24 protein-coding genes and 1 other RNA gene are annotated in these 26783 nt (G+C 69.4%); 4 read left to right on the plus strand and 21 right to left on the minus strand.

All coding sequences use genetic code 11. The features are described from left to right. Positions 1–43 precede the first annotated feature (43 nt). Positions 44–973, minus strand: a complete 930-nt coding sequence (locus ED208_RS02515) for a M23 family metallopeptidase (protein ID WP_123210267.1) — start codon at positions 971–973, stop codon at positions 44–46. A 28-nt stretch (positions 974–1001) separates the two neighbouring features. On the opposite strand from ED208_RS02515, the gene ED208_RS02520 reads away from it, so the two are divergent. Further along, positions 1002–1328, plus strand: coding sequence for a DciA family protein (locus tag ED208_RS02520; protein WP_158608399.1), 327 nt, complete (start codon positions 1002–1004; stop codon positions 1326–1328). 96 nt (positions 1329–1424) lie between these two features. Here the strand turns inward: ED208_RS02520 and lpxC are convergent, their stop codons facing one another. The 18 genes from lpxC to rnpB all read right to left on the minus strand — a co-directional run bounded on the left by lpxC (position 1425) and on the right by rnpB (position 21581). Next, on the minus strand, positions 1425–2339 hold the full coding sequence (gene lpxC, locus ED208_RS02525; protein ID WP_123210269.1) for a UDP-3-O-acyl-N-acetylglucosamine deacetylase: 915 nt from the start codon (positions 2337–2339) through the stop codon (positions 1425–1427). Positions 2340–2573: 234 nt separating this feature from the next. Beyond that, entirely contained in the window at positions 2574–3833 is a 1260-nt protein-coding gene (gene ftsZ, locus ED208_RS02530; protein ID WP_199720483.1) for a cell division protein FtsZ, read from the minus strand. 84 nt (positions 3834–3917) lie between these two features. Next, positions 3918–5153, minus strand: a complete 1236-nt coding sequence (gene ftsA, locus ED208_RS02535) for a cell division protein FtsA (protein WP_123210271.1) — start codon at positions 5151–5153, stop codon at positions 3918–3920. Further along, the gene (locus ED208_RS02540) at positions 5150–5986 is read right to left on the minus strand and encodes a cell division protein FtsQ/DivIB (protein WP_123210272.1); all 837 of its coding nucleotides are present in this window, start codon (positions 5984–5986) and stop codon (positions 5150–5152) included. The genes ftsA and ED208_RS02540 overlap by 4 nt, the downstream gene beginning before the upstream one ends. Beyond that, on the minus strand, positions 5983–6924 hold the full coding sequence (locus tag ED208_RS02545) for a D-alanine--D-alanine ligase (protein WP_123210273.1): 942 nt from the start codon (positions 6922–6924) through the stop codon (positions 5983–5985). The genes ED208_RS02540 and ED208_RS02545 overlap by 4 nt, the downstream gene beginning before the upstream one ends. After that, complete coding sequence (gene murB, locus ED208_RS02550) at positions 6921–7823, minus strand: UDP-N-acetylmuramate dehydrogenase (RefSeq protein ID WP_123210274.1); 903 nt, start codon at positions 7821–7823, stop codon at positions 6921–6923. The genes ED208_RS02545 and murB overlap by 4 nt, the downstream gene beginning before the upstream one ends. Continuing rightward, positions 7820–9241 carry a UDP-N-acetylmuramate--L-alanine ligase gene (gene murC, locus ED208_RS02555; protein ID WP_123210275.1) on the minus strand — a complete coding sequence of 474 codons (1422 nt, stop codon included), beginning with the start codon at positions 9239–9241 and terminating at the stop codon, positions 7820–7822. Before murC ends, murB begins: the two co-directional genes overlap by 4 nt. Continuing rightward, positions 9238–10296, minus strand: a complete 1059-nt coding sequence (murG, locus tag ED208_RS02560; RefSeq protein WP_123210276.1) for an undecaprenyldiphospho-muramoylpentapeptide beta-N-acetylglucosaminyltransferase — start codon at positions 10294–10296, stop codon at positions 9238–9240. Before murG ends, murC begins: the two co-directional genes overlap by 4 nt. A 190-nt stretch (positions 10297–10486) precedes the next feature. Beyond that, positions 10487–11734, minus strand: a complete 1248-nt coding sequence (ftsW, locus tag ED208_RS02565; protein ID WP_233574749.1) for a putative lipid II flippase FtsW — start codon at positions 11732–11734, stop codon at positions 10487–10489. After that, positions 11731–13083: a UDP-N-acetylmuramoyl-L-alanine--D-glutamate ligase gene (gene murD, locus ED208_RS02570; protein ID WP_123210278.1), complete on the minus strand. Its 1353-nt coding sequence runs from the start codon at positions 13081–13083 to the stop codon at positions 11731–11733. Before murD ends, ftsW begins: the two co-directional genes overlap by 4 nt. Before the next feature lie 13 nt (positions 13084–13096). Beyond that, entirely contained in the window at positions 13097–14182 is a 1086-nt protein-coding gene (gene mraY, locus ED208_RS02575; protein ID WP_123210279.1) for a phospho-N-acetylmuramoyl-pentapeptide-transferase, read from the minus strand. Further along, positions 14182–15558 (minus strand): UDP-N-acetylmuramoyl-tripeptide--D-alanyl-D-alanine ligase, encoded by a 1377-nt coding sequence (locus tag ED208_RS02580; protein ID WP_123210689.1) that lies wholly within the window; start codon positions 15556–15558, stop codon positions 14182–14184. The genes mraY and ED208_RS02580 overlap by 1 nt, the downstream gene beginning before the upstream one ends. After that, entirely contained in the window at positions 15558–17045 is a 1488-nt protein-coding gene (locus ED208_RS02585) for a UDP-N-acetylmuramoyl-L-alanyl-D-glutamate--2,6-diaminopimelate ligase (protein ID WP_123210280.1), read from the minus strand. The genes ED208_RS02580 and ED208_RS02585 overlap by 1 nt, the downstream gene beginning before the upstream one ends. Before the next feature lie 210 nt (positions 17046–17255). Then, a complete protein-coding gene (locus tag ED208_RS02590; protein ID WP_123210281.1) occupies positions 17256–19025 on the minus strand; it encodes a peptidoglycan D,D-transpeptidase FtsI family protein in 1770 nt (589 codons plus the stop codon). After that, positions 19022–19366 (minus strand): cell division protein FtsL, encoded by a 345-nt coding sequence (gene ftsL, locus ED208_RS02595; protein ID WP_233574750.1) that lies wholly within the window; start codon positions 19364–19366, stop codon positions 19022–19024. Before ftsL ends, ED208_RS02590 begins: the two co-directional genes overlap by 4 nt. Continuing rightward, positions 19363–20307, minus strand: coding sequence for a 16S rRNA (cytosine(1402)-N(4))-methyltransferase RsmH (gene rsmH / locus ED208_RS02600; protein ID WP_123210283.1), 945 nt, complete (start codon positions 20305–20307; stop codon positions 19363–19365). The genes ftsL and rsmH overlap by 4 nt, the downstream gene beginning before the upstream one ends. Before the next feature lie 63 nt (positions 20308–20370). After that, the gene (locus tag ED208_RS02605; RefSeq protein ID WP_123210284.1) at positions 20371–20796 is read right to left on the minus strand and encodes a division/cell wall cluster transcriptional repressor MraZ; all 426 of its coding nucleotides are present in this window, start codon (positions 20794–20796) and stop codon (positions 20371–20373) included. Between the two features lie 388 nt (positions 20797–21184). Next, positions 21185–21581, minus strand: an RNA gene (rnpB, locus tag ED208_RS02610) — RNase P RNA component class A. 62 nt (positions 21582–21643) lie between these two features. On the opposite strand from rnpB, the gene ED208_RS02615 reads away from it, so the two are divergent. From ED208_RS02615 to ED208_RS02625, 3 genes are read left to right on the plus strand one after another with little or no spacing between them, the layout of a single operon-like run. Then, positions 21644–22114 (plus strand): SRPBCC family protein, encoded by a 471-nt coding sequence (locus ED208_RS02615; protein ID WP_123210285.1) that lies wholly within the window; start codon positions 21644–21646, stop codon positions 22112–22114. A 9-nt stretch (positions 22115–22123) separates the two neighbouring features. Beyond that, entirely contained in the window at positions 22124–22891 is a 768-nt protein-coding gene (locus ED208_RS02620) for an ABC transporter substrate-binding protein (protein ID WP_123210286.1), read from the plus strand. An 11-nt stretch (positions 22892–22902) separates the two neighbouring features. Then, the gene (locus ED208_RS02625) at positions 22903–24654 is read left to right on the plus strand and encodes a hypothetical protein (RefSeq protein ID WP_123210287.1); all 1752 of its coding nucleotides are present in this window, start codon (positions 22903–22905) and stop codon (positions 24652–24654) included. A gap of 101 nt (positions 24655–24755) precedes the next feature. On the opposite strand, the gene hisD is transcribed toward ED208_RS02625, so the two are convergent. After that, complete coding sequence (gene hisD / locus ED208_RS02630; RefSeq protein ID WP_199720485.1) at positions 24756–26060, minus strand: histidinol dehydrogenase; 1305 nt, start codon at positions 26058–26060, stop codon at positions 24756–24758. Continuing rightward, positions 26053–26688: an ATP phosphoribosyltransferase gene (hisG, locus tag ED208_RS02635; protein WP_123210288.1), complete on the minus strand. Its 636-nt coding sequence runs from the start codon at positions 26686–26688 to the stop codon at positions 26053–26055. The genes hisD and hisG overlap by 8 nt, the downstream gene beginning before the upstream one ends. Between the last annotated feature and the right edge of the window lie 95 nt (positions 26689–26783).

Raw genomic sequence — 26783 nt, forward strand, 5'->3', positions numbered from 1 at the left:
GGACCGTGGCCTGGGGCAGCACCGCCTTGGCGGTCGGGGCGCCTCAGCGCGAAGCCTGGATGTACTGTTGCGGATTGACCACCGAGCCGTTCAGCAGCACCTCGAAGTGCACATGCGGGCCGGTCGAGCGCCCGGAGCTACCCATCAGCGCCAGACGCTGGCCCTTGCGGACGGTCTCGCCCGGCTTCACCAGCACCCGCTGGTTGTGCCCGTAGCGGGTGACGTAGCCGTTGCCGTGATTGATCTCGACCAGCACGCCGTAGCCGGCGCGCTCGGCGGCGTAGCTGACAATGCCGGCGGCGACCGCCAGCACCGGCGAGCCCTCGCGGCCGGCGAAGTCGACGCCTTCGTGGTAGGCGGCACGGCCGCTGAACGGGTCGGTGCGGTAGCCGAACAGCGAGCTGATGAAGCCGGAAGCCACCGGCCAGCCGGAGGGCCGGACTTCCTTCTGCAGACGGCCGGCGAGCAGCAGGTCTTCCAGCACCCGCAACTGGCGCTCACGGTCGCTGAGCTTGGACTCGAAACGGTCGAGCGCCAGCATCAACGGATCGCCGGCGGCGGCGGTCTCGATCTCTTCGGTCTCCGGGCCGCCGACGGCAGGCGCCTGGTCGAAGTTGAATTCCTCGGCGTCGAGGTCAGCGACCTTGACCATGCGCTCGCCGGCGGCGTCCAGACGCATCATCTGCGCATTGAGCTGGGCGATGCGGCGCGCCAGGGCGCGGGTGTTTTCCTCGGCGGCATTGCGGGCAGCGGCCAGTTCGGCACGCTGGGCCTGGATCTCGTGGCTCCAGGTCTTGGCCAGGGCGGTCGGCATCAGGCCGGTGTGGCCGTTGGCCCAGTAGCCGGCACCGAAGCCCAGGCCAACCAGGGCCAGCACCACGGCGAGGGCCGGCAACCAGGAAAACACCTGGGTCAAACCCAGGCGCAGGCGCCAGGTCCGGCCCCGCTTGTGACTGACTAGTATGATGTCCATCGACTGCCGCAATCCTTAAATAACCTTCGTGAGCGCCGAGCGCCTAGACGCCCATCTGCATCGTTCCGCCGTACTGCAGCGGGGGCTGCTTGCCCGCGCCGCCCGGCTGGCGGAGCTGGATCGCGCCTTCCGGCAATGGCTGTCTCCGCTGGGCCCCTGGGCCCGGCACGTCCGTCTGGCCAACCTGGAGGGCGAGCGGGTGGCCTTGCTGGTCACTTCCGCGGCGGCCCTGACTCCCTTGCGCTACCGCCAATCCGAACTGCTGGACTGGTTCAGTGCACGCACCGGCTCGTCTTGCACCCGGCTGAACATCACCGTCAGATCGTCAGCGACGACCGGACGGCTGGGAGTGTAAAAGCAATTTTTGAGCCGTGGCAAGCAAACGGCCGCTCATTAGGCCAAAAAAGCAAGACTAATCGGTCACATTTCAGCAACCGAAGGCGAGCAGATTTCAGGCCGCGAGGGCGCGCATCGAAGTAACGGCGGGGGCCGCAGCGGCGGCATCGTCAAAGCTGGCGAATTCCCAGGCCTTGCGGTCATTGAGCAGCGCGCAGGCCAGCTGGTTGTTCAGCGCATGGCCGGACTTGTAGGCGCTGTAGGCGCCCAGCAGCGGATGGCCGGCCAGGTAGAGATCGCCCACCGCGTCGAGAATCTTGTGGCGGACGAACTCGTCGTCGTAGCGCAGGCCGTCGGGATTGACCACCCGGTAGTCATCGAGCGCCACCGCGTTGTCCAGCGAGGCACCCAGCGCCAGATTGCGCGAGCGCATCATCTCGAACTCGCGCATGAAGCCGAAGGTGCGGGCGCGCGAGACTTCCTTGATGTAGTTGGCGGTGGTGAATTCCAGCGTCGCGGTCTGCGCCGAGGTCTTGAACGCCGGGTGCTTGAACTCGATGCCGAACGACAGCCGGAAGCCCTCGTAGGGCTCCAGGCGCGCGTACTTGTCACCCTCGCCGACCTGCACCGGCTGCAGGATGCGGATGAACTTGCGGGGAGCGTTCTGCTCGACCACGCCGGCCGATTGCAGCAGGTACATGAACGGTGCGGCGGAGCCGTCCATGATCGGAATTTCCGGGCTGGAGAGTTCCACCAGCACGTTGTCGATGCCCATGCCGGCCAAGGCCGACATGATGTGCTCGACGGTCGCCACCTTGACGCCATCGCGCACCAGGGTGCTGCACAGCGTGGTCTCGCCGATCAGCAGGGCGCTGGCGGGGATGTCCACCGCCGGCGACAGATCGACGCGCCGGAACACGATGCCGTGATTGACCGGCGCCGGCAGGATCGAGATGTAGACCTTGCGTCCACCGTGCAGGCCGATGCCGCTGGCACGTATCGGGGACTTGAGGCTGCGTTGACGGATCATGGGTCCTAGGTGCGAACGCCAGACGGTCGTTCAAGACCGCCTGGCGCACACCCGCTGTATCGGGAAGATTGAGGCAGTTTATCACGCTGCCTCCGGCCTTCCGCCGCCCCAAGCAGGGGCGACGGCGGGGTCCGGGGCGGAGGCCGAACACCGTCAGCGTCCAGGGCAAGACGCTGACAGCACAGCCCAGGGCGGTGGCCGCTCACGGCTCCGCCTCGGACCCGCCACCGATTCCTAGTCCGCCTGCGCGCGCAGGAAGGCCGGGATGTCGATCACGTCGTCGGACAGCTCCTGCAACCAGTGCGCGCCGCTGGCGGCACCGGCCGCCGCAGCGGCGGGACGGTTGTAGCTGCCCATCTCCGGCATCGGCCGCAGACCCGGCACCCGAGGCGGCAGGTTCATCTGCGGCGAGGCGTGGTGATTGGTCGGCGCGCCGTAGGAGCTGGCGGCGTAGGCCGGCGTCGCCACCCGGCGCGGCTCGAAGCGCGCAACATGCGGCGGCAGCTCTTCGCGCTTGCTGCTGTTGAGGCCGGTGGCGACCACCGTCACCCGCAGCTCGCCGTTGAGACTGGGGTCGATGGAGGTGCCGCACTTGATGTCGGCCTCCTCGCTCGCCACGTCGCCGACGTGCTGCATGATGTAGTCGTGCTCGTCCAGGGTCAGCGACTCGTCGCAGGTGATGTTGACCAGGATGCCGCGAGCTCCACGGATCTCGATGTCGTCGAGCAGCGGGCTGGACAGCGCCGCTTCCACCGCGCGCTTGGCGCGGTCCTCGCCGGTGGCCTTGCCGATACCCATCATCGCCATGCCGCGCGCGCCCATGACCGTGCGCACGTCGGCGAAGTCGAGGTTGATCTCGCCCGGCCGGGTGATCAGGTCGGAGATGCCGAGCACCGCGTTCTGCAGCACGTCGTTGGCGGCCTTGAACGCGTTCATCAGGCTCACCGAGCCGCCGAGCACCAGCTTGAGCTTCTCGTTGGGGATCACGATCAGCGAATCCACGTGCTGCTGGAGCTGGGTGATGCCGTGCATGGCCTGCGCCATGCGCTTCTTGCCTTCGCTGGGGAAGGGCTTGGTCACCACCGCGACGGTGAGGATCTTCAGCTCCTTCGCCACCTCGGCGATCACCGGCGCCGCGCCGGTGCCGGTGCCACCACCCATGCCGCTGGTGATGAACAGCAGATCGGTGCCTTCCAGCATCTCGGCGATGCGCTCGCGGTCCTCTTCCGCCGCCTGGCGGCCGATTTCCGGGTTGCTGCCCGCGCCGAGACCCCGGGTGATCTCCATGCCCAGTTGCAACTGGTTGTTGGGGATGCACTTCTCCAGATGGTCGCGATCGGTATTGGCGCAGATGAACTCGACGCCGTTGATGCCGCTCTGGGACATCTGGTTGACGGTGTTGCAACCGCCGCCGCCGACGCCCATGACGCGGATCACCGCCGTGGTTCGCAGCCCATCCACCAGTTCAAACGTTTCCTGCATTGCACCTGCCATGACGAACCTCCTCGTATTGCCCTGCTGCTATTTCATGACGGCCTTGTGCCGTCGCCCTGAAGCCAAACCCAAAACACCAAAGAACTAGAAACTGCCCTTGAACCAGGCCTTCACCCGCGACAGCACATCGCCGCCGTCGCCACCGCCGACGGCGCCGCGCGCCAACTCCGGCTTCATCCGCTTGGCGTAGAGCAACAGGCCCACGCCAGTGGCGAGCCCCGGATCCCGGGACGCCGCCTCGATGCCCTCGACGCCGTGCGGCAAGCCGAGCCGCACCGGCACTTCCAGCACCTCTTCCGCCAGTTCCACCACGCCCGGCATCTGCGCCGACCCACCGGTGAGCACCACGCCGCCGGGAATGCGGCCGAACATGTCGGCGCGGTGCAGCTCCTTGGCGACGTAGCGGAACAGCTCTTCGTAACGCGGCCGGATCACCTCGGCGAGCATGTGCCGCGAGAAGGCGCGCGGCGGGTTCTCGCCGACGCTGGGCGCCTCGATGACTTCCTCCGCCTGCACCATCCAGGGCTGCGCGCAGCCGTAGTGGACCTTGATGTCCTCGGCGTTCTGGGTCGGGGTGCGGAAGGCCACCGCGATGTCGTTGGTGACCTGGTCGCCGGCGATCGGCAGCACCGCCGTGTGGCGGATCGCACCGCCCTGGTAGACCGCGATGTCGCTGGTGCCGCCGCCGATGTCGATGCAGCAGATGCCGAGATCCTTCTCGTCCTCGGTGAGCACCGCATCGGCGCTGGCGAGATGGCTGATGACCAGCTTCTCGACCGCCAGCCCGCACTTCTCCACGCACTTCTGCAGGTTCTGCGCGGCCGACACCGAGCCGGTGACGATGTGTACGTTCACGTCCAGCCGCACCGCCGACATGCCGACCGGGTCCTGGATGCCCTCCTGACCGTCGACGATGAATTCCTGCGGCAGCACATGCAGGATCTGCTGGTCGGCCGGCACCGGCACCGCCGAGCCGTTTTCGATCACCGAATCGACATCCTTGTGGCTCACTTCACGATGCTTGATCGCCACCACGCCGGACTTGGTCTGGCTCTTGATGTGGGCGCCGGTGATCGCCACATGCGCCATGCGCGCGCGGCAATTGGCCATGTGCTCGGCGTTTTCCACTGCGCGCTGGATCGCCTGCACGGTGGCGTCGATGTTGGTGACCACGCCCTTCTTCAGGCCACGCGCCGCCTGCTGGCCGATACCGACCACCTGCAACTTGCCTTCGGGGCTCACTTCGCCCACCAATGCCGCCACCTTGGAAGTACCAACGTCCAAGGCGAAGAGGTAACTGGGTTCGGGACGGCGACTCATGGCGAAACTCCGGGAACAGCAGGGGCGGCGGGCGGGACGCCGGCCGTGGACTTCGCGGTGGTCGCGCTCGGCGCCGGGCGCCAGCTGACCGCGAAGCCGTTGAGATAGCGGAGGTCCACGGTGTGGACCTCGCCGAGGCGGCTGGCCAGGGCCGGCAGCACGGTGGTTTTCAGGCGCTCCACCGCATCCAGCGGCGAGGCGCGGCCGAAGCGCAGATGGATGTCACCATGGCTGACCGCCACCCAGTCGCCACGCGCGTCCTGGCTGAGCGAGGCCAGCGCGAACGGCGTTTCCGCCAGGCGGTCGGCGAGCTGGCGGTACATCTCCATCACCTCGCGCTCGCGGCCGGGCGCGCCAGACAGGCGCGGCAGGCTATCCGGCAGCGTTTCGCCGCCGGGCGCAAAGACAATGCCCTCGGTGGACAGCGCCTCGGTCTCGCCCCAGCGGGCGTAAGGGACCCGCTCCCAGATGCGCACCACCAGCCGTGCCGGCCACTGGCGATCAACACGGGCATGCGCCACCCAGGGCAGGCGTTCGATGGCGAGCCGCACGGCTTCCAGATCGACCTCGAACAGCTGGCCGTCGATGGCGCTGGCGGCGGCGGCGCGCACTTCGTCGGCGCGCACGTGCTGCAACAGCCCCTGCACCGCCAGCTCGCGAGCCGGCGCATCGACGCGCGCCAGCAGCAGGCGACCGGCGACCAGGGTCGCGGCCAGCGCGCCCAGGCTCAGCAGCGCATTGCGCAGCAGCGGCGGCAGGCCAGCCGGGCCGGCCTGGTGGGGATCGAGGCGCTTGGTGTAGGGAGCGGACATGGGCAGGACGAGCGCGCTCACAGCGTCGCTTCCAGCAGGCGCCAGCACAGCTCGGCGTAGTCGATGCCCACCGCCTTGGCGGCCATCGGCACCAGCGAGTGCGAGGTCATGCCCGGCAGGGTGTTGAGTTCCAGCAGCTGCGGCCGGCCGTCCTCGCCGATCAGGAAATCCACCCGCCCCCAGTGCCGGCAACCGGCCAGCGCGAAGGCCTTGAGGCAGAGCGCCTGCACTTCCGCCTCGAAGCCGGCGTCCAGCCCCGAAGGGCAGTGGTAGCGGGTGTCGTTGCTGATGTACTTGGCGTGGTAGTCGTAGAACTCGCCGTCCGGCTCGATACGGATCACCGGCAGCGCGCGGCCGAGCAGGATCGGGCAGGTGAACTCGTCGTTCTTGCCGGCGCGACCGATGAACTGCTCGGCCATCACCACGCGGTCGCTATCGCCCCGCGCCAAGGCGTAGGCGGCGTCGATCTGCTCCGCCGTCTTGATCTTGCTGACGCCGACGCTGGAGCCATCCGCCGCCGGCTTGATGATGAATGGGTAGCCGAAGGTCTTCGCCGCCGCGTGGGCGTCGGCCAGCGACTCCAGCACGCGGAAGCCCGGCGTCGGCAGGCCCTCGGCCTTCCACACCCGCTTGGTGGTCAGCTTGTCCATGGCCAGCGCCGAAGCCAGCACGCCGGAGCCCGGATAGGGCAGGCCGAGCAGGTCGAGGATGGCCTGTACCGTGCCGTCCTCGCCGCCGGTGCCGTGCAGGATGTTGAACACCCGCACATAGCCCTCGGCCTTGAGCGAGAACAACTGCTCGGGCGAGGCGACATCCACGCCGTGGGCATCGACGCCGCGCGCGCGCAGGGCGGTGACGATGCCCTCGCCGCTCCACAGCGAGACCTGGCGCTCGGCGCTCCAACCGCCCATGAGCACGGCCACCTTGCCGAAGGCTTTGGGATCGGTGACGGCGCTCATGCGGCTTCTCCAACAATCTTCACTTCGGGGTGCAAGTCGAAACCGGTCCTGGCCTTCACCGTCGCGCGAAGATGCGCGATCAGCGCCTCGACATCGGCGGCGCGGGCGCCCTCCTCGGTAATCAGGAAATTGGCGTGCAGCGGCGACACATAGGCGCCGCCGATGCGGTGGCCCTTGAGGCCGCAGGACTCGATCAGCCGCGCAGCGTGATCGCCCGGCGGATTGCGGAAGGTGCTCCCCGCCGAGGGCTTGCCGACCGGCTGGCTGGCCTTGCGCTTGGCGAGGCTGTCCTTGGTGGCACGGGCGTGGCTGCCGTCGCTGTCCTCGCCCACCGCGAAGCGTGCGGCGAGATAGCCGAGCACCTGCTCCGGCGCCTCGACATGGCGGTAGCCGGTGACGAAGGCCTGCGGCGTCAGCCAGTGGGTGCTGCCGTCGCGCAGCACCACTTCCACCTCGCGGACCACCGGCCAGGTCTCGCCGCCCCAGGCGCCGGCGTTCATCGCCAGTGCGCCGCCGACCGTGCCGGGAATGCCGGCCATGAAGCCCAGGCCGGCCTTCTGCTGGGCGGTGGCGAACTTGGCCAGCCGCGCGCAGTGGGCGCCGGCCTCGGCATAGATCCGATCCTCGGCCTCCAGGTGGATGGCATCGAGCGCGCCGTGCAGGCCGATGACGGTGCCGCGAAAGCCGCCGTCGCGCACCAGCAGATTGCTGCCCAGGCCAATCCACAGCACCGGTTCCCCGGCCGGCAGCGCACGGATGAAGGCCAGCAGATCCTCGCGATCAGCCGGCTCGAAATAGGTGTCGGCGGGGCCGCCGACACGCCAGCTCGTGCGCGGCGCCAGACGCTCGCCCTGGCGCAGCAGGCCGCGCACCGACGGCAGCTTCAGCGCGGCGCTCATGGCGCGCTCCCGAAGGTCTGGAGCATCAGGGCCGGCGCGGTGCCGATGTCGCCGGCACCCACCGTGAGCAGCACGTCGCCGTCCTGCACCAGGCCGCGCAGGGCCTCCGGCAGCTCGGCAACCGTCTTGACGAACACCGGCTCGACGCGGCCACGAGCACGGATACCGCGCGCCAGCGCCTTGCCGTCGTAGCCGGCGATGGCGGCCTCGCCGGCGGCGTAGACCTCCAGCAGCAGCAGCGCATCGCAGTGCGAGAGCACCTCGCAGAATTCGTCGAACAGATCGCGGGTACGGCTGTACCGGTGCGGCTGGAAGGCCACCACCACACGCCGGCCAGGGTGCGCGGTGCGCACCGCCTCGAAGGTGGCGGCCAGCTCGCGCGGGTGATGGCCGTAGTCGTCGATCAGTTTCAGGCGCTTGCCTTCGACCAGGACCTCGCCGTGCGACTCGCAGCGGCGGCCGACGCCGGCGAACTCGGCGAAGGCCTTGCGGATCGCCGGGAACGGCACCCCCAGCTCGCGGGCGATCGCCACCGCCACCAGGGCGTTCTGGACGTTGTGGCGGCCCGGCAGGTTCAGGTGCAGCTCCTCGCGCACGGTGCCGATCTGCACCGTGAAGCGGCTGCCGCCACGCTCGGGCACCACCTCCACGGCGCGCACGTCGGCGTCCTCGGCAAAACCGTAGGTGAGCAGCGGCCGGCCAACTGCGGGCAGGATCTCGCGCACCACCGGGTCGTCGGCGCAGAGCACGGCGAGACCGTAGAACGGCAGCCGGTGCAGGAACTCGACGAAGGTGCGCTTCAGCACGCCGAAGTCGCCGCCATAGGTTTCGAGATGATCGGCGTCGATGTTGGTGACCGCCGCCATCATCGGCGACAGGTGCAGGAAGCTGGCGTCGGACTCGTCGGCCTCGGCGACCAGATACTGGCCGGCACCGAGGCGGGCATTGGCGTCCGCACCCTTCACCTTGCCGCCGACCACGAAGGTCGGGTCCAGCCCGCCCTCGGCGAGCACGCTGGCGACCAGGCTGGTGGTGGTGGTCTTGCCGTGGGTGCCGGCGATGGCGAGGCCGAAGCGGAAGCGCATCAGCTCGGCCAGCATCTCGGCGCGGCGCACCACCGGGATGCGGTGGGCGCGCGCATGCACCAGCTCGGGGTTGTCGGCCTTCACCGCCGTCGATACCACGATGGCGTCGGCGCCCTCGGCGTTTTCGGCCTGATGACCGAAGTAGAGCTTCGCTCCAAGCTGTTCGAGCCGCCGGGTGGCGGCCGAGGGCTTGAGGTCGGTGCCGCTCACCGCGTAGCCCAGGTTGATCAGCACCTCGGCGATGCCGGACATGCCGGAGCCGCCGATGCCGAGCATGTGGATACGGCGCACGCGGTGCATGGGCGCCCTGGCCATTTCACCGGGATTCATCATGGGCGCGCTCCTGCGGCGAGCAGACGCTCGACGATGTCTTCGGTGGCGCGCGGATGCGCGGCGGCACGTGCCTTTTCGGCGCGAGCCAGGCAGTCGGCGCGGCTGGCGTCGCGCAGCACCGCCGCCAACCGCTCGGCGGAAAGGTCGCGCTCCTGGATCAGCTCGGCGGCGCCCACCTGCACCAGCGCGCCGGCGTTGGCGGTCTGGTGGTCGTCCACGGCGTAGGGGAAGGGCACCAGCACGCTGGCCACCCCGGCCGTCGCCAGTTCGGCAACGGTGGAGGCACCGGAGCGGCACACCACCAGATCGGCCCAGGCGTAGGCGCCGGCCATGTCCTGGATGAACGGCGTCACCTCGGCCTGCACGCCGTGCTGGGCATAGGCCGCCTGCGCCAGCTCGACGGTGCGGCCGCCCTGGTGGCGCACCTGCGGACGCTGCGCCGGCGGAATCAGCGCCAGCGCCGCCGGCAACTTCTCGTTGAGCGCCTTCGCACCCTGGCTGCCGCCGACCACCAGCAGGTTCAGCGGGCCGCTGCGGCCGGCGTAACGCTGCGCCGGCGGCGGCAGCGCGGCGACTTCCGCCCGCACCGGATTGCCGACGGTGATGCCGCCGGCCAGTGCGCCGTCGAAGCCTTGCAGGGCCTGCCGGGCCAGCTTGGCGAGCTGGCGGTTGGTGTAGCCGGCGGTGGCGTTCTGCTCATGCACGAACAAGGGGATGCGCCGCAGCCAGGCGGCAACGCCACCGGGGCCGGCGGCGAAGCCGCCCATGCCCAGCACCGCGTCCGGCCGCACCCGCGACAGCACGCCCAGCGCCTGACGGATCGCCCGCAGGATCAGCAGCGGCGCGGTCAGCAGCTTGAGCAGGCCCTTGCCGCGCAGGCCGCTGACCTGCACGTATTCCATGGCGATGCCCTGCGCGGGGACGGTGCGCGACTCGAAGCTCTCCGGCGCGCCCAGCCAGACCACCTCGTGGCCGCGCGCGCGCAGGGCGTGGGCGACGGCGAGGCCGGGGTAGACGTGGCCGCCGGTGCCACCGGCCATGATCAGCACTTTCATGGCTTACCTCCGCCGTCCATGGCGAGACGGAGCGCCATCGGGAGAGCCCTGGGCGCGAATGGCCTAACGGGGACTGACATTGAGTCAGTCCCCGCCCAAGCCATTCGCCCATGTGCGCCCGCGCAGCGGGGCCGAATGCCATTCAAGGCATTCGTCCTGCTTCCGTCGCGCCCCGCCATGATCAAAATCTTCATGCGCCCGCCCTCCCCGCGCCCAGGCTGCGGCGCAGGCCGGCCAGCCAGTCGCGCAGGCCCAGGGGCGCGGTCTGCACCGCCTTGCCGGACAGGGTGCGGCCACGCGGCTTGGGCAGCATCGCCAGCGCCGCGCGGTTTTCGTAGTCGACGCGCAGCATCAGGCCCAGCATCAGGCTCACCGTCACCAGCGAGCTGCCGCCGTAGCTGATCAGCGGCAGGGTCAGGCCCTTGGTCGGCAGCGCGCCCATGTTCACCGCCATGTTGATCAGCGCCTGCAGGCCCAGCCAGCCGGCCAGGCCGTAGCAGAGGTAGGCGGCGAAGCGGCGGTCGAGCTGCTCGGCCTGCTGGCCGATCTTGAAGCCGCGCCAGACCACCACGCCGAACAGGGCGATCAGGCTCAGCACCCCGAGCAGGCCGAACTCTTCGGCGAGGATCGCGAAGATGAAGTCGGTGTGCATTTCCGGCAGGTACATGAGCTTCTGCACGCTGTTGCCAAGGCCGACGCCGGTCCACTCGCCACGGCCGACGGCGATCAGCGACTGGGTGAGCTGAAAGCCCGAACCCAGCGCGTCTTCCCAGGGATTGGTGAACGAAAGCACCCGCTTCATGCGGTAGGCGACGGTCATCACCAGCACGCTCAGCACGCCGCCGGCGAGCAGGCCGAGGCCGGCGACATATAGCAGCCGGGCGCCGCCCAGGAACAGCATCAGGAAGGTGACCGCGAGCAGGATCACCGTCGCCCCGAGGTCCGGCTCCAGCAGGAACAGCACCAGGATCGGGAACAGGAACACCAGGGGATTCAGGAAGCCGGCCAGCGAGGTCTGCAACTCCAGCTGCCGCTTCACGATGTAGCCGGCCAGCCAGACGATGAAGGCCAGGCGCACCGGCTCCGAGGCCTGCAGGCGGAAGAAGCCGGCGATGTCCAGCCAGCGCTTGGCGCCGTTCACCCGTACGCCGGCGAGCAGCACGGTCAGCAGCAGCAGCATCGCACCCAGCAACAGCCACCAGCGCTGCTTCTCCCAGAAGCCGGTGGGCACGCAGAACATGCCCCAGCAGGCAACCAGACCGACGCCGATGAACACCAGCTGGCGCCAGAAGAAATACATCGAGGAACCGCCCAGCTTCTCGCCGACGGCGACGCTGGCCGAGGCCACCATCACCAGCCCCCAGGCCAACAGCGCCGCGACGGCGCCGCAGAACAGGCCGTCGAGGCCGTACTTGGGATTGGGCAGTTCCAGGTTCACGGACGCCCTCCCGCCGCCAGTTCGCGCACCGCCGCCTCGAACTGCTGGCCGCGGTCCACATAGCTCTTGAACTGATCGAAGCTGGCGCAGGCCGGCGACAGCAGCACCGAGGCGCCGGGCAGGGTCAGCGTCCGCGCGCGGCGCAGCGCGTCGGCCATGCTCGCTTCGCGGTACACCGGCAGGGCGCCGTCGATGGCGGCCTCGATCTTGTCGGCGTCTTCGCCGAACAGCACCGCGGCACTGCCCTTGGCGGCCAGCGCGCCAGCGAGCGGCGAAAAGTCCTGGCCTTTGCCCTGACCACCGCCCAGCCAGATCAGCGGCGACGGCAGTCCGCGCACCGCCGCCAGCGTCGAGCCGACATTGGTGCCCTTGCTGTCGTTGTAGTAGCGGGCACCGTCGATCTCGGCGACGAAGGCGCAGCGGTGCGGCAGGCCACGGAAGTCCTGCAGGGCGCGCAGCACGGTGGCGCGCGGAATGTCGGCGGCCTCGATCAGCGCCAGCGCCGCCAGCACATTGGCGGCGTTGTGCAGGCCGGCGATCTTCAGCGCCGACAGCGGCAGGATGCGGTCGCGGGCGGTGGCCAGCCAGAGCTCGCCGCGCTGTTCGATCAGGCCGTACTCGCCGGGTGCGCGCGGCGCGTCCAGGCCAAAGCTGAGGCGGCGGCGGGCGGCATCGCTGTTGAGCCGGGTGGCGACATCGTCGCGGTTGACCACCGCCACCTGGCAGCCGTTGAAGATGCGTGCCTTGGCGGCGCCGTAGGCGGCCATCGAGCCGTGGCGGTCGAGATGGTCTTCCGAAAGATTCAGCACCGCCGCCGCCCGGCAGCGCAGCGTGTGGGTGGTCTCCAACTGGAAGCTCGACAGCTCCAGCACGTAGAGCTGGGCGCTGTCGGAGAGCACGTCCAGCGCCGGCGGCGCCAGATTGCCGCCGACCCCGACCTTGAGGCCTGCCGCCTTCGCCATCTCGCCGACCAGGGTGGTGACGGTGGACTTGCCATTGCTGCCGGTGATGCCGATGACCGGCACCTTGGCGTGGCGGGCGAACAGCTCGATGTCGCCGATGATCGGCACTCCGGCGGCGCGCAGAGCCTGCACGAAAGGTTCATTCAGCGAGACCCCGGGCGATACCACCGCCTCGCTGAACTGGTTCAGCGGCTCCGGCGCGGCGAAGCCGCCCAAACGGAACTCGAAGCGGCCGAACTCGGCGGTGAGCTGCTGGTGTCCGGCCGGCTCGGCGCGGGAATCGGTGATGACCAGGTCGGCATCCTCGCGCGCGAGGTAGCGCAGCGCCGAGACTCCGGAGAGTCCCAGCCCCACCACCAGCATGCGCTTACCCGAGTAGCGGCCCATGGTCAGTGCGTCCTCACCGGATCTTCAGCGTGGACAGGCCGATCAGCACCAGAATCAAGGTGATGATCCAGAAGCGGACGATGATCTTCGGCTCCGCCCAGCCCTTGAGTTCGTAGTGGTGGTGCAGCGGCGCCATGCGGAAGATGCGCTTGCCGCCCGAGTACTTGAAGTAGCCCACCTGCAGCGCCACCGAGATGGTCTCGGCGACGAACACGCCGCCCATGATCGCCAGCACCAGCTCCTGACGGACCAGCACCGCCACCACGCCCAGCGCCGCGCCCAGCGCCAGCGCGCCGACATCGCCCATGAACACCTGCGCCGGGTAGGCGTTGAACCAGAGGAAGCCCAGGCCGGCGCCGGCGATGGCGGTGCAGAACACCGCCAGCTCACCGACGCCGGCGATGTAGGGGATTCCCAGGTACTGCGCGAACTTCACATTGCCGGTGCAGTAGGCGAATACCGCCAGCGCCGAGGCGACCAGCACGGTCGGCATGATCGCCAGACCGTCGAGGCCGTCGGTGAGATTCACCGCGTTGGAGCTGCCGACGATCACCAGATAGGTCCAGACCACGAAGAACACCCCGAGCGGGATCGACACGCCCTTCAGGAAGGGCACGATCAGCGCGGTCTCCACCGGGGTCTTGGCGGTGAGATAGATCGCCAGCGATACCGAGAAGCCGGTGAGCGACAGCCAGAAGTACTTCTTGCGGGCGATCAGACCCTTGGGGTTCTTGTGCTTGATCTTGATGTAGTCGTCGGCAAAGCCGACCGCGCCGAACGCCAGGGTCACCGCCAGCGCGAACCAGACGAACTTGCTGGTGAGGTTGGCCCAGAGCAGGGTCGCCACCGTGATCGCCGCCAGGATCAGCAGACCACCCATGGTCGGCGTGCCGGTCTTTTTCAGGTGCGAGGCCGGGCCGTCGTCGCGGATCGGCTGGCCGAACTTGAACTGGTAGAGCCGCTCGATCAGCAGCGGCCCGAACACGAAGCTGAAGATCAGCGCCGTGAGGATGCCCAGCACCGCCCGCACGGTGAGATAGTTGAACAGGCGCAGGAAGGAGTAGTCCGCCTGTAGCCATTGCGCGAGGTGATAGAGCATCAGTGACTCCCCTCGGCGAGCGTGGCGCCGGGTTTTTCGTTGTTGTTGTCGGTGAGCGCGGCGACGACGCGCTCCATGCGCGCCGAGCGTGAGCCTTTAACCAGGATCGTGGTGCCGGCCGTGAGCTGGCTGCGCAGAGCGGCGATCAGTGCGTCCAGCTCGCTGTGCGATTGCGCGGCGCCGCCGAAAGTGCCTGCCGCCTCGGCCGACAGGCGGCCCAGCGTGTAGAGGCCATCGAGTCCCAGCGTGCGGGCCCGCAGGCCCGCGTCGGCATGCAGACGCGCCGCGTCCGGACCCAGTTCAGCCATGTCGCCCAGCACCAGCAGGCGTCGGCCGGACTCGCGCGCCAGCAGTTCCATCGCGGCGTTGAGCGAGGTCGGGTTGGCGTTGTAGCTGTCGTCGATCAGTCGCGCGCCGCTGACGTGGGTCTTCACGGCGACCCGGCCCTTGGGCGCCTCGACCTTCGCGAGCCCGGCTGCGATCACCGCCGGCTCCAGGCCCAGCGCGAACCCGGTCGCCGCCGCCGCCAGCGCGTTGGCGACGTTGTGGCGGCCGGGCAGTGGCAGCTGTACCTCGGCCTCGCCAGCCGGCGTGACCAGGAGGAAGCGGCTTTCGTCGGCGCCAGCCACCAGGCGCTCGGCACGCACGTCGGCGTGGCCGGCAAAGCCGAAGCTGACGATGCGGTTGTCGGCGGCGAGCTTGACCCAGAGGCCGGCATAAGCGTCGTCGGCGTTGATGACGGCGACGCCGCCATTGAGCGCAGCGAACATCTCGCCCTTGGCCTTGGCCACCCCCTCGCGCGAGCCAAAGCCTTCCAGGTGCGCGTCGCCAGCCTGGGTGACGATGCCGACGCCGGGGCGGGCGAGCCGGGCCAGCGCGGCGATCTCGCCGGCATGGTTGGCGCCCATCTCGATGACCGCCGTGCGGTGCTCGCGGCGCAGCCGGCACAGCGTCAGCGGCACGCCGATATGGTTGTTGAGATTGCCCTCGGTGTAGAGCACCGAGCCGCGCGCCGCGAACACCGCCGCCAGCAACTGCTTGGTGGTGGTCTTGCCATTGCTGCCGGTGACGCCGATCACCGGCCCGCCGAAGTGCCGCCGCCAGCTCGCGGCATAGCGTTGCAGCGCCACCAGGGTATCGGGCACCAGCAGTTGCGCGATGGGCGCATCCACCGAACGCGACACCAGCGCCCCGACCGCGCCCTTGGCGGCCGCCTCGGCGAGAAAGTCGTGGGCATCGAAGCGCTCGCCGGCAAGCGCCACGAACAGATCGCCCGGCTGCAACGCGCGGGTATCGGTGACCACGCGCGAGAACGGCGCGTCGTCGCCCTGCAAGGGCACACCGAGACGGCGCGCGGCGTCGGACAGGCGTTCCATCATGAGCCCGCTCCTACCAAGGCAGCGACAAAGGCGCGATCACTGAACGGCCGCACGTCCTTGCCATAGGTCTGGGTGGTCTCGTGGCCCTTGCCGGCGACTACCACCACGTCGTCGGCACCGGCCTCGGCGACGGCGGCGCGGATCGCCTCGGCACGGTCGTGGATGACACGGGTGCCGGCGCCCGCACCTGCGAGGATGTCGGCGACGATGGCGGCCGGGCTTTCGCTGCGCGGATTGTCGTCGGTGACGATCGCGAGGTCGGCGCCCCGCACTGCCGCCGCGCCCATCAGCGGCCGCTTGCCGCGGTCGCGGTCGCCGCCGCAGCCGAACACGCAGATCAGCCGGCCTGCGGTATGCGCGCGCACGGCTTTCAGAATCTGCTCCAGCGCCTCCGGCGTGTGGGCGTAGTCGACCACCACCAGGGGCTTCGCGGCCGGACCGCGATAGCCCTCGATACGTCCGGGCACGGTGTGCACCTGCGCCATCGCGCGCAGCGCATCCGGCAGGCTCGCGCCGCGATGCAGCAGCGCGGCGAGCGCGGCCAGCAGGTTGTAGGCGTTGAAGCGGCCGAGCAGACGGGTCTCCAGCCGGCCTTTACCCCAGCTGCTGTCGATCTCCATCGCCAGGCCATGGCTGGAGAGCTGGAGCTGGCGGCCGAGCAGATAACGCCCGGCGCTGGGGATCTCGCCATCGAGGCCATAGACCGTCACCGCGCGCCCCTCGGCGAGCAGTGCCGCCGCCCAGGCGGCGCCAGTGGCGTCGTCGCGGTTGAGCACCGCCATGCCACGGCAGTAGTCGCTGAACAGCCGGCGCTTGGCCGCCGCGTAGGCCTCGACCGTACCGTGGTAGTCGAGGTGGTCGCGGGTGACATTGGTGAGGATGGCCAGGTCGTAGCCAATACCGGAAACACGGGCCTGATCCAGGGCGTGGCTGGACACTTCCATCGCGCAGGCCTGCAAGCCCTCGGCGACGAAACCGGCTAGCAGCTCTTGCAGGCGGATCGGGTCGGGCGTGGTGTGGCTGGCTTCGCGCAGCGCACCCAGGCGGCCGAAGCCAATGGTGCCGAGGTAGGCGCAGCTGTCACCCAGGGCTTCCAGCCCCTGCGCGACCAGATAGGCGCTGGAGGTCTTGCCGTCGGTGCCGGTGACCCCGACCGTGAACAACTGGCGCGCCGGCTCGCGGTGGAAGCGCGCGGCGATCTCGCCGACGCGGCGCGACAGGCCAGGCACGGCGACCTGCGGCACCGGCAGATCGGCCGGCTCGGCGATGCCCGGCGCCGGCTCCCAGACCACCGCCGTGGCGCCGCGCGCCAGCGCGGTCTCGACGTGCGCCAGACCGTGGCCGGCGACACCCTTCACCGCCAGGAAGGCATCGCCCGGTTCCACCCGGCGGGAGTCGGTCTCGACGCCAGTGACTTCCAGCTCGGGGTTGTCGCTGGGCGCGGGCGCGAGGCCGGCCAGCAAGTCCTTCAGCAGGCGGCTCATGCGCGCGCCTCCACGAATTCATCCCCAGACTCAAGCGCAGCCGAGTCGGCGCGCGGCGCGCATTCCCGCACCCACGCTCGCAAAAAACGCTCGCGGCACCGTGTCATGCGCGCGCCTCCACGAATTCTTCCCCAGACTCAAGCGCAGCCGAGTCGGCGCGTGGCGCGCATTCCCGCACCCACGCTCGCAAAAAACGCTCGCGGCACCGTGTCATGCGCGCGGCTCCAGTGTGGCCGCCGAGGGCGGTAGGGAGACGGTCTGCGGCGCGGCGGCGTCCACTGGCTGGTCCTGCGGAATCTGCAGCAGGCGGGCAGCGCCGCCCATCACCGCCGAGAACACCGGCGCGGCAACCTTGCCGCCGTAGTACTGCCCGGCGGTGGGCTCGTCGACGAACACCAGCCCGACCAGACGCGGCGACTGCGCCGGCAGCACGCCGACGAAGGCCGACCAGTGACGACGGTCTTCATAGCCGCCGCTGGTCTTGAGCTTGCGCACGGTGCCGGTCTTGCCGGCAACGCTATAGCCCGGCACCGCCGCCTTGATGGCGGTGCCGTCGATGCTGACCACGCCGCGCATCATCGCCAGCACCTGGTCGGCGCTGCTGGCGCTGATCGCCCGGCGCGGCGGCGGCAAATGGTCGCGCTTGAGCAGCGAGAGCTGTGGCATCAGGCCGCCATTGGCCAAGCCAGCGTAAGCGCGCACCAGATGCAGGGCGCTCATCGACACCCCGTAGCCGTAGGCGGCGGCGGCGGTGTCGGACTGCCGCCATTTCTGCGGCATGCGCAGGGTGCCGGTGACCTCGCCGGGGAAGCCGAGCTGGATCGGCTCGCCGATGCCGAAGTTCTGGTAGCCGGTCCACAGCGCCTCCGGCCCCATCTTCAGGCCCATGATCGCGGCGCCGACATTGCTGGACTTGGCGAGCAGCTTGGCGAGGTCGACCACGCCCTCGGCGTGCACGTCGTGCACGGTCCAGGGGCCCACCGCCAGCTCGCCGTTGCCGGTGTCGATCAGGCTGCTCGCGGTGTAGGTGCCGGTTTCCAGCGCCTGGGCGACCATCAGGGGCTTGATGGTGGAGCCCGGCTCCAGGCGGTCGGTGATCGCGCGGTTGCGCAGTCCGACCTTGCGATCCTCCGGATTGTTGGGGTTGTAGGCCGGCTGCGCGGCGACCGCGAGGATGTCGCCGGTCTGCACGTCGGCGACCACGATCATGCCGCCGCTGGCCTTGTTGCGCTCCACCGCCGCCGCCAGTTCGCGGTAGGCGAGATATTGCAGGCGCAGGTCGAGCGTGAGTTGCAGATCGGCGCCGGCACGCGCGGCCTTCTCGCTGCCGCCATCCTCGACGATGCGGCCGTCGCGCGAGCGGATCACGCGGCGAAAGCCCTTCTCGCCTTCGAGCATGGTGTCGTGGGCCTTTTCCAGGCCTTCCAGGCCGTGACCCTCGGTGCCGCAGAAACCGACCACCTGGCCCACCACCTCGCCCGCCGGGTAGTAGCGCGAGTAGCCGCGCTCGGCGAACACGCCCGGCGCCTTGATCTTCAGCAGGCGCGCGACCACTTCCGGGTTCTGGTTCTTGAGCAGGTAGACGAACTTCTTCTCGCCCTGCGCCTTGAGGAACTTCTCGAAGTCCTTGGGCTTGCGTTCGAGCAGTTGCGCCAGCGCCTCGCGGTAGGGCGCGGCCTCGGGCGTGAGCAGTTCCGACGGCACCGCCCACAGCGAGTCCACCGGCGCCGACAGCGCCAGCGGCTGTCCGTTGCGGTCGAGGATGGCGCCGCGATGACCGATCAGCTCGACGGTGCGGATGTGGCGCTTGTCGCCCTCGGTGACCAGAAACTCGCGGTCCAGCACCTGTAGGTAGAAGGCGCGTCCGAGCACCGCCAGCGAGGCGGCCGCGAGCAAGCCGAGCACTGCCTGGCGGCGCCAGGGCGAGACCGGTTGCACGCCCGGCGGCGGCGCGGAGGTACGGCGACCGGGGACGCTCATTGCCCACCCCCGGCCGGCGCCGGCGCGCCGCTGCGCCCGGACACCATCACCGTCTCGCGCGGCTCGATCATCTTCAGCTGCTCGCGGGCGATCTGCTCGATGCGCGCGTGACTGCTGTGCGCGGCTTCTTCCAGCTGCAACTGCGACCACTCCACTTCAAGGTGGTCGGCCTCGTCGCGCAGGCGGCTCTGCTCGTTGGTGAGCGCGCGGTTGCCATGCTTGATCTGCACCACCCAGACCGCCGACACCAGGGCGGCGATGGTCAGCAGCAAGGGCAGCATCAGGCCGCCACCGGTCGGGGCGGTGCGCGGCGGCAGGCGCCGGGTCATCGGCGCGCTCACGCCGGCACCTCGGTGCGCTCGGCCAAGCGCAGCACGGCGCTGCGCGCGCGCGGGTTGCGGGCGCACTCGGCGGTGCTGGGGAACACCCGCTCCAGCTCGCGCAGCGGCGCGCTGGAAGCCGCCGGCGCCTCCTTCAAGTGCGCGTACTTGTCGCGCGCCAGGCGCGGGCCGGCGTGATCGCGGATGAACTGCTTGACGATGCGGTCTTCCAGGGAATGGAAGCTGATCACCGCCAGCCGGCCTCCGGGAGCCAGCACCGCGAGGCTGGCCTGCAGCACCTGCTGCAAAACCTCCAGCTCGCCGTTGATATAGATGCGGACGGCCTGGAAGCTGCGCGTCGCCGGGTTGATCTTGTGACTGCGCGGGCCGGGCACCGAGGCGATCAGGCTGGCGAGCTGGGCGGTGCGGGTGATCGGGGTCTCGGCGCGGGCTTCCACCAGCTTCTTGGCAATGCGCCGGCTGTTGCGCTCCTCGCCGTAGACGAACAGCACGTCGGCGATCTCCTCTTCCTTGGCGCGCGCCAGCCAGTCGGCGGCCGAGAGACCGGCGCGCGGGTTCATGCGCATGTCCAGCGGGCCGTCGTGGGAAAACGAGAAGCCACGCTCGGCGTCGTCGAGCTGCGGGCTGGAGACCCCGAGGTCGAGCAGGATGCCGTCGACCTTGCCGGCAAAGCCTTCGGACGCCGCAACCTCGGCCAGCGCCGAGAAATTGCGGGCGTGAAAGTGAAAGCCGGGACGCGCTGCAAAGTGGACGCGGGCGCTGGCCTCGGCTTCCGGGTCCTGGTCGAAGGCATGCAGGCTGCCGCCGCGCAGGGCGTCGAGGATGGCGCCGGAGTGGCCGCCGCGGCCGAAAGTGCCATCGACATAGAGCCCCTGCGGGCGCGCAGAGACACCGAGGCCGGTGAGCGCCTCGTCGAGCATCACCGGCCGGTGCGCGTGCATATCGCTATTGACCCCCGGCGTGGTCGCGCGGGGAAAGCTGGCTCCGTCCATGGCGCGCGAGCATCAGATGTCGAGCGCCGCGAAGGCGGCGGAATAGTCGTCGGCGACCGCGCTCCTGCGCGCCGCCCAGCCGGCTTCGCTGTACAGCGCGAAGAAATCGACCTGACCCACCAGAACCGCCGAGGAGCCGAGTTCGGCGCGGTACTGCGCCGGCACCAGCACACGGCCCTGGGCATCCATCTCGACCGCCATCGCCTCACCGACGAACTGCAGGCGCAGGGCGGCGCGCTGTTTCAGGTCGTGGTGATTGGGGATGACGTTCTTGGCGATGTGCTCGAACACCGGCTGCGGGTACAGCCGAAGTCCATCGGGCGTGCGCGTCAGGCTGAGCTGGCCCTGCGCCTCGGACAACAGCGCCGCGCGAAAACGAGCCGGGACGGCCATGCGCCCCTTCTCGTCGATCGTCACCGCGTGGTTGCCCGAAAACATCGTCGTCGCCCTGGCAGAGAGTGGAGCCCCGGTAGCTCCATTTCACTCCCTTTCATGGGCGATTATCCCACTTTCAACCACTTGCGCAAGCGATTTGCCGCAAAATTTTGTTTGTCGGCAATGACTTAGCTCAAGCTCATCATTTGTTTTTCAACATCATCAATAATCAATGAGTTACGAAACATTCTTAATGTTGAAGATTAAAAATAAATCGGAACCTGAATGCCCGCTGAGCGGACTTAGTTTGGTTTTTTGACACCGGCGCAGCTCCGCCAGGCCGTACCCCGGCCCAGCCCCGGCAGCCGGCCCGGAACGGTGATTTTTCATCCGGACCGACAGCCGCATGCGGCAGCCCGGTGCGGGCCGGCGCCTTCATGCCGTCGAAAAAAGTGGGAGCCGGCCTATAAGCCGGGTTCTGTCATAACCGCCGCCGCTTGCGCGACCACGGCCGGGACAACCATTCCTCTAGACCCACCGTCACCGGTGGGTTCCAGCAGCCTACCCGGAAGGGACGTGGGCCACGCCTGCTGTCTTGCGACAGCTCCTTCCCTATTTGGCCTTGCTCCGTGTGGGGTTTGCCGTGCCGGTCTGTTGCCAGACTCGCGGTGCGCTCTTACCGCACCGTTTCACCCTTGCCTGATCCCCTTGCGGGGCCATCGGCGGTTTGCTCTCTGTTGCACTTTCCGTCGGCTCGCGCCGCCCAGCCGTTAACTGGCACACTGCCCTGCGGAGCCCGGACTTTCCTCCCCCGTGACCGTCACGGCGGCGGTTGTCTGACCGGCTCCCACGCGCATTATCGCCCATTGGCGCAGACCAAGGGCCATCAAACAATCTGGAGGAGATCCCCATGGGACAGAAGAAATCCCAGCGCAGCCTGCGCTTCAGCCGCCAGTTTTCGGCGCCGCGCGGCAAGGTGTTCGCGCTGTTCGCCAGTCACGAACGCTTCGGCGCCGCGCTCGGCGGGCCGGCCGGCGTCAAGCTCGGCGCCCTGCGCCGGATCAAGACCAGCGAGGACGCCGGCAATCCCGATGGCATCGGCTCGGTGCGCCGCATCGGTTTCGGCCCCAGCGCCTTCGAGGAAACCATCGTCGGCTTCGAGCCCGGCAAGCGCATCGAGTACCGCATCAGCCGTGGCAGCCCGCTGAAGAACCACCTCGGCCAGATCGAGTTCCGCGACGTGCCGGGCGGCACCCAGGTGGACTACACCATCCGCTTCGAGCCACGCATCCCCGGCACCGGCACCGCCTTCGCGCTGCTGCTGCACAGCCTGATCTCCAGCGGCCTCAACCGCATCGAGAACGAATTCGGCGCCCTTTAAAGCGCCGCCATGCGGATCGTCTCGCACACCTGCTCGAACACCGAGATCGTCTGCGCGCTCGGCGCGGCGGACTTGCTGGTGGGCGTCGATGCCGATTCCGACCACCCTGCCGAAGTGGTCGCCGGCCTGCCGAAGCTGGGCCGCGACCTGTCGCTGGACATCGCCGCCGTGCTGGCGCTGAAGCCCGATCTGGTGCTGAGCTCGCGCACCCTGCCCGGCCACGATCCGCTGGTGCAGGCGCTGGAAGCCGCCGGACTGCGCACCCTGGTCTGCGAGCCGCTGCGCCTCGCCGACGTCTATACCGACATCGCCCGCATCGCCGAGGCCATCGGCCGCGCCGAGGAAGGCCAGCGCCTGGTCGCGCGGCTGCGCGAGGAGCTGAAACCCCACCCGCTGCGCGGCCGTCGTCCGCGCGTGCTGCTGGAATGGTGGCCCAAGCCGGTGATCGCGCCGACGCGCGACTCCTGGGCCACCGAGCTGATCGAACTCGCCGGCGGCGAGAACCCCTGGGGCCAGCGCCCGGGCAAGAGCAGCCCGCTGAGCGAAGCGGAGATTCTGGAAGCCGCGCCCGAGCTGGTGGTGATGAGCTGGTGCGGGGTGAAGGTGGAGAACTACCGCGCCGAGCTGGTGCGGCGGCGCCCGGGCTGGCAGTCCGTGCCGGCGGTGCGCGCGGGACAGATCCACGCCATCAGCGAGGAATTTCTCGGCCGCCCGGGGCCAAGGCTGGTGCAGGGCTACCACGCGCTGCGCCGCCTGATTGAGCAACACGTCCAGTAAGCCCTGAAATCATGACGACCCCCAAGCATCCTGGGCCCAGCTTCGCGTCCCCGGCCTCGCACCGACGCTGGCATCGACCTCTGGGGCCGCTGCTGCTCGCCTCCAGCCTCTGGCTGGTGGCCTGCGAGTCCGGCGAGGCGCCGAGCACGGACGACGGCCCCGGCGCAGTCGCCGAACGCGCGGCACCGACGCTGGAGTCGCGCCTGCCCGGCATCCGCACCGTGCCCGACCCACTGTGTCTGGAGGAGTACGCCGGCACCACCGGGCTGCTGACGCCCTCGCTGCTCGATGCCGATCAGTACAACGCGCTCGAAGGCGGCGCCGAGGCGGCGCCGGAAGTCGCCCGCGAGCTGCCTGGCGTGGTGCATCTGCGCGGCCGCCAGCAGTCCTTTGACGGCGAGCACTACTACGCGGTGCACGAAGGCCGCATCTACCTGAAGGCAAACCGCGAGACCACCGGCATCGACCAACCCTGGCGCGCCTTGCGGCTGCCGCGCTGCCTGGACGGCCAGGTGAGCGAGATCTCCGCCGACGGCAGCGTGTTGCTGGCGCTCAACCAGGCGCGGCAGATCTACACTCTGGACTACGCCAACGGCGCGATCGGCGCCGGCGGCTGGACCCGGCGCTGGGGGCCGTTCTTCTGGACCGACCTCGGCGGCTGGATCTTCGAGGACGTGCGCGACTGGGCCACCACCCATTTCACCGGCAGCGATGAGTACTTCGTCGATGGCGGCGGCTACAAGCAGGCGCCGGCCGGCATCCTCAATGTCTTCCTGCTGCGCGGCGACGGCCTGCGCATCACCTATCTCGACCCCTGGCTGCCGATGGATCAGAGCCGCGAGGTCTGCGGCCCCGAGCGCGGCACCACGGTAATGGCGGGCCTGAGCGGCAGCGGTTCGACCGCGATGGTGGTCGCCGCCGACGGCGAGATCTACACCCGCCTCTACGAATTCGATGTCTCCGGCGGCAACGCCATCTTCCTCGACTACAGTTGGCAGGATCAGCGCGAGCTGGCGCAGCCGAAGATCCAGTTGCCGCCGCCGGACTGGATACACCATCCGCGCGTACCGGGCCGCATCACCGACCGCATCAGCCTGCGCAAGCTGCCGCCCGGCAGCGAGCACCGCCTGATGCGCGTCGAGGGCCTGGATGCCAGCGGCAACAGCGGCTACTGGGAAAAGGATCAGGCCGACAGCAGCGCCCGCGCCTGGCGCTTTGTCGCCACCGGCGAACCCCTGCAAGGGCGCCTGCTGCCCCTGCCGCAACCGCATCGCGGCCAGGCCGAGGACTACCAGTATCAGGGCAGGCTCGACGGCTATTCGGCCGAACTGCTCGACTTCAACCCCTATTGCTCGCCGGCCCGGCTGCGCGTCGATGTCGCTGGCGAGGCGGTGGAACTGGAGCTGCACAGCACCGACGGCCTGCGCCAGGAACGCCGCGCGCGGGGGCTGGATCTCTACCCACGCTATTACCGCGCGGCGGTGAAGGTGCCCGAGCCACTCTGGCAGACGCGCAGCCAGCGCTCGGCGGCGGTGCAGGCCTTCCTGAACAAGCACTTCGCCGAGCGACCGGTGCTGGAAACCGAGCTGTACGCAACGCTGGGGCAAGTCCGCATCGCCCAGGCCTGCTGGACGCTGAGCCGCGACCCGGGGAACCTGCTCGACGCACTCACCCAGCCACCGCTGCTCGACCCTGGCACCGTGCTGGCGATTCTGCTGGCGCAGCAGGAAGACGGCCGTCAGCCGCCACTCTGCCTGCTCTAGAGAGCTTTAACGCCACGGGGAATAGTTGCGGCGGAAGGCGCCTCGCGAAGCGCTCCTGCACAGAAACGCCGCGATCACCGCAGCGCCAAGGGATCCTGGCGCTAGCTGCGGTCGCGAGCGCTGGCGGCGTGCGCCTGCAGGCCCTCGGCATCGGCGAGCGCGCCGGCGATCACCGCCAGCGGCTTGGCGCCGGAAGGCGTGCAACGGATCAGGCTGCTGCGCTTCTGGAATTCGTAGACGCCCAGCGGATTGCTGAAGCGCGCGGCGCGGCTGGTCGGCAGTACATGGTTGGGGCCGGCGCAGTAGTCACCGAAGGCCTCGGGCGTGTGGCGGCCCAGGAAGATCGCGCCGGCGTGGCGGATCAGCGGCAGCAGCGCCTCGGGCTCGGCCACCGAGAGTTCCAGATGTTCGGCGGCGACGCGGTTGGCGAGCGCAGCCGCCTCGGCGAGATCGCGCACCCGCACCAGGGCGCCGCGCTCGCGCAGGGCGGCACGGGCGATCTCCGCGCGCGGCAGCTCGGCAATACGCGCGTCCAGCGCCGCCTGCACGGCATCGAGAAAAGCCGCGTCCGGCGACAGCAGGATCGACTGCGCGTCCTCGTCGTGCTCGGCCTGGCTGAACAGGTCCATGGCGATCCAGGCCGGATCGGTCTGGCCATCGCAGATCACCAGAATCTCCGAAGGCCCGGCGATGGCGTCGATGCCGACGCGGCCGAACACCAGCCGCTTGGCGGCGGCGACATAGGCGTTACCAGGGCCGAATATCTTGTCCACCGCCGGCACCGTCGCAGTGCCATAGGCCAAGGCCGCCACCGCCTGGGCGCCGCCGATGGTGAACACCCGGTCCACGCCCGCGAGATGCGCCGCCGCCAGCACCGTGGCATTGGCTTCACCGCCCGGCGTGGGGGTGACCATCACCAGCTCGCCGACGCCGGCGACCTTGGCCGGGATGGCGTTCATCAGCACGCTGGAGGGATACGCCGCCTTGCCGCCCGGCACGTAAAGACCGGCACGGTCCAGCGCGGTGACCCGCTGGCCGAGCGTGTTGCCGTGCTCGTCCTCGAAACTCCATTCGGCGATCTTCTGGCGCTCGGCGTAGGCGCGGATGCGCGCGGCGGCGGCTTCCAGCGCCTGCTTCAACTCGGGCGCCAGGCCGTCCCAGGCCGCCTTCAGCGCCGCCTTCGGCAGCTCCAGCTCGGCGGCACCGGCCAGCGTGCGGCGGTCGAAGCGGGCGGTGTACTCCACCAGCGCGGCATCGCCGCGCAGGCGGATCGCTTCGACGATCTCGGCGCTGCGCGCGGCAACCTCCGGCGAGGACTCGGGCGCGCGATCCAGCAGCGCTGCGAACGCGGCTTCGAAGCCGGCCTTGGCGCTGTCGAGACGGCGGATGGCGACCGCTTCAGCCACGGACCGTCGCCTCGAACTGCACCAGCAGCTCGCGGATGCGGGCGTGCTTCATCTTCATCGAGGCCTTGTTGACCACCAGCCGCGAGGTCACCGGGCCGATCTGCTCGATCTCCACCAGGCCGTTGGCGAGCAGGGTCTTGCCGGTGGCGACCAGATCGACGATCACGTCCGACAGGCCGACCAGCGGCGCCAGCTCCATCGAGCCGTAGAGCTTGATGATCTCCACCTGCTCGCCGCGCGCCGCGTAGTGGCGCTTGGTGATTTCCGGGTACTTGGTCGCCACCCGCAGACGCTTGCCCGGCGTCGGGACATAGCCCTTGGGCGCAGCCACCGAGAGACGGCAGCGGGCGATGTTGAGATCCAGCGGCTCGTAGAGCGCGGCGCCGCCGTGCTCCATCAGGATGTCCTTGCCGACGATGCCCATGTCGGCCGCGCCGTATTCCACGTAGGTGGGCACGTCGGTGGGGCGGATGATGAGGAACTGCACGTCCGCCGCCTTGCTCGGCACCCGCAGCAGGCGGTCGATGTCGCCCGCCGGCTCCAGGCCCAGGGCCGACAGCAGCGGCAGCGACTCTTCGAGGATGCGGCCCTTGGAGAGCGCGATGGTGACGACGTTGGCGGAGTTCATGGCGCGCGCATTTTAGGTAGCTAGTCCCGGAATGTCTCATGCGGAAGCTTCACCCCGCCGATTACCGGCGGCTATCGCGGCCCGGCACGGCCCTT

The organism is Stagnimonas aquatica, assembly GCF_003730135.1.
Classification (GTDB): domain Bacteria; phylum Pseudomonadota; class Gammaproteobacteria; order Nevskiales; family Nevskiaceae; genus Stagnimonas; species Stagnimonas aquatica.

Excerpts from the sequence above, each read along its gene's own strand:
- ED208_RS02515 (WP_123210267.1), bottom strand. The coding sequence starts at position 973 with ATGGACATCATACTAGTCAGTCACAAGCGGGGCCGGACCTGGCGCCTG.
- lpxC (WP_123210269.1), bottom strand. The coding sequence starts at position 2,339 with ATGATCCGTCAACGCAGCCTCAAGTCCCCGATACGTGCCAGCGGCATC.
- ftsZ (WP_199720483.1), bottom strand. The coding sequence starts at position 3,833 with ATGGCAGGTGCAATGCAGGAAACGTTTGAACTGGTGGATGGGCTGCGA.
- ftsA (WP_123210271.1), bottom strand. The coding sequence starts at position 5,153 with ATGAGTCGCCGTCCCGAACCCAGTTACCTCTTCGCCTTGGACGTTGGT.
- ED208_RS02545 (WP_123210273.1), bottom strand. The coding sequence starts at position 6,924 with ATGAGCGCCGTCACCGATCCCAAAGCCTTCGGCAAGGTGGCCGTGCTC.
- murB (WP_123210274.1), bottom strand. The coding sequence starts at position 7,823 with ATGAGCGCCGCGCTGAAGCTGCCGTCGGTGCGCGGCCTGCTGCGCCAG.
- murC (WP_123210275.1), bottom strand. The coding sequence starts at position 9,241 with ATGATGAATCCCGGTGAAATGGCCAGGGCGCCCATGCACCGCGTGCGC.
- murG (WP_123210276.1), bottom strand. The coding sequence starts at position 10,296 with ATGAAAGTGCTGATCATGGCCGGTGGCACCGGCGGCCACGTCTACCCC.
- murD (WP_123210278.1), bottom strand. The coding sequence starts at position 13,083 with ATGGGCCGCTACTCGGGTAAGCGCATGCTGGTGGTGGGGCTGGGACTC.
- mraY (WP_123210279.1), bottom strand. The coding sequence starts at position 14,182 with ATGCTCTATCACCTCGCGCAATGGCTACAGGCGGACTACTCCTTCCTG.
- ED208_RS02580 (WP_123210689.1), bottom strand. The coding sequence starts at position 15,558 with ATGGAACGCCTGTCCGACGCCGCGCGCCGTCTCGGTGTGCCCTTGCAG.
- ED208_RS02585 (WP_123210280.1), bottom strand. The coding sequence starts at position 17,045 with ATGAGCCGCCTGCTGAAGGACTTGCTGGCCGGCCTCGCGCCCGCGCCC.
- ED208_RS02590 (WP_123210281.1), bottom strand. The coding sequence starts at position 19,025 with ATGAGCGTCCCCGGTCGCCGTACCTCCGCGCCGCCGCCGGGCGTGCAA.
- rsmH (WP_123210283.1), bottom strand. The coding sequence starts at position 20,307 with ATGCACGCGCACCGGCCGGTGATGCTCGACGAGGCGCTCACCGGCCTC.
- ED208_RS02605 (WP_123210284.1), bottom strand. The coding sequence starts at position 20,796 with ATGTTTTCGGGCAACCACGCGGTGACGATCGACGAGAAGGGGCGCATG.
- ED208_RS02615 (WP_123210285.1), top strand. The coding sequence starts at position 21,644 with ATGGGACAGAAGAAATCCCAGCGCAGCCTGCGCTTCAGCCGCCAGTTT.
- ED208_RS02620 (WP_123210286.1), top strand. The coding sequence starts at position 22,124 with ATGCGGATCGTCTCGCACACCTGCTCGAACACCGAGATCGTCTGCGCG.
- ED208_RS02625 (WP_123210287.1), top strand. The coding sequence starts at position 22,903 with ATGACGACCCCCAAGCATCCTGGGCCCAGCTTCGCGTCCCCGGCCTCG.
- hisG (WP_123210288.1), bottom strand. The coding sequence starts at position 26,688 with ATGAACTCCGCCAACGTCGTCACCATCGCGCTCTCCAAGGGCCGCATC.